Below are 1412 nucleotides of genomic sequence, written 5' to 3'. Positions count from 1 at the left end.
GAGCGATTAACCCACCCATAGAATGGGCAATGATGTTAACCTTAGGTTTAACACCTGCTTGATTTGCGGTTAGTTCACGAATTAAGTAGATTAGACGCACCAAGGCATTACCATAGGTGTCAAATTTACGCTCTTTTAGGTCATAGTAGCGAAATACCCAAATGGAGCGCCAGGGATCTTTGATAGACTCCAAAAAGTATTCTGACATCTCTGGGTTTATGACTACTTTATCCCCTGAAAAATATCTTTTTTGTTCAGTTTTGTCTGGATAGTTTAGAGTATAGGTTTCTTCTTTGAGGCGCTTAAATTTATCGAAAATACCATTATCCTTTAACCACTGAAGTGATGATGGCAGGGGTTTGCCATCCTGGAGCATTTTCTGCAAAGAGTTTAGTTTCCGAGGCAGGGCTGGTTCATCTTCAATCTCCTGACTACTAAAGGTCACGACGTTAGTGGCATCCTGGTATTGCCAGTCTGACTTGAGAAAACTCAGGATTAATCCTTCATAAATCTCATTTGTTCCCTTTTTGTGTTCATAGACGGTGCCTTGGTTAAAGCCCTGATAGGTTAAGCGCTGTTCCTCTTGAATATTGAGACCGCCAAACCCACGAATTAGGATAATTGGTAAAGGAGTACGGGTAGGTACAGACATTGTCATCTCCTATTGTATCTGGAATGTTAATTCATCGATCTTAGCTGCTAATTTATCTATAGACCATCAGTGTTTTTCGTCAATTAAAAATTAATAATTTAAAATCACCTCAGTTCGACATAACCAACTATCCTCCGATTCAGGAGCTTCCAGTCAGGAGCTTCGAGTCAGACTAATTAATTTTTAAGTAAGTTTGAGGATAAATTGGTTTATGTATCCACTGCTTAGCCTTTCAATCAACAGGTAGGACAAAGTCAATTATTTACTGATGGACATTAAAATAGAGTAAAAAAAATATCATAAACTACTTGTGATAATAGTTGTGATTACATTAGCATCGGTCAAGAATAAAGTTTTAGACTAGCTGTTCTATCTATGAAACAACTGAAAAAAATCTTGATTGTGCTCTGTATACTTTGCTTGTCTGTGTTCTATGATGATTATGCCTATGCCCACCCTCGCCATCCCAGGTTGTCAAGACGCATATAGCGCTACCCGCAAGGCAAGAGGAATCCCCCCTAACCACCCTTAGTAAGCAGGGCGGGCATGCATGCTAAAGTTGACTACAAAAACTTAGGTGCGCTTTCCGCATTAAGAATTAAATTCGCCACGAGTGGCACCTGATGTTGTTTGCGGCAGGCCATGGCTGGGTCAGGGTCGTAATTCAAGGTGAAACGGACTCGATGCATAAGTTTACTGCCATTGGCTTTGGCAGATTTTCGGTCAATCAACCAGCCCAAAACCACTCGCGCTTTACATC

Annotated in this window: 2 pseudogenes; both read right to left on the bottom strand. The window is 40.6% G+C overall.

The features are described from left to right. A pseudogene (locus F6K49_RS49065) lies at positions 1-652 on the bottom strand (hypothetical protein); the annotation flags it as partial. A gap of 563 nt (positions 653-1215) precedes the next feature. Next, positions 1216-1412 (bottom strand): annotated as a pseudogene (locus tag F6K49_RS49060) (hypothetical protein); the annotation flags it as partial.

This window comes from Moorena sp. SIO3I6 (genome assembly GCF_010672095.1).
The sequence above is the reverse complement of the archived record's forward strand: the minus strand, read 5'-3'. Positions and strand labels throughout refer to the sequence as shown.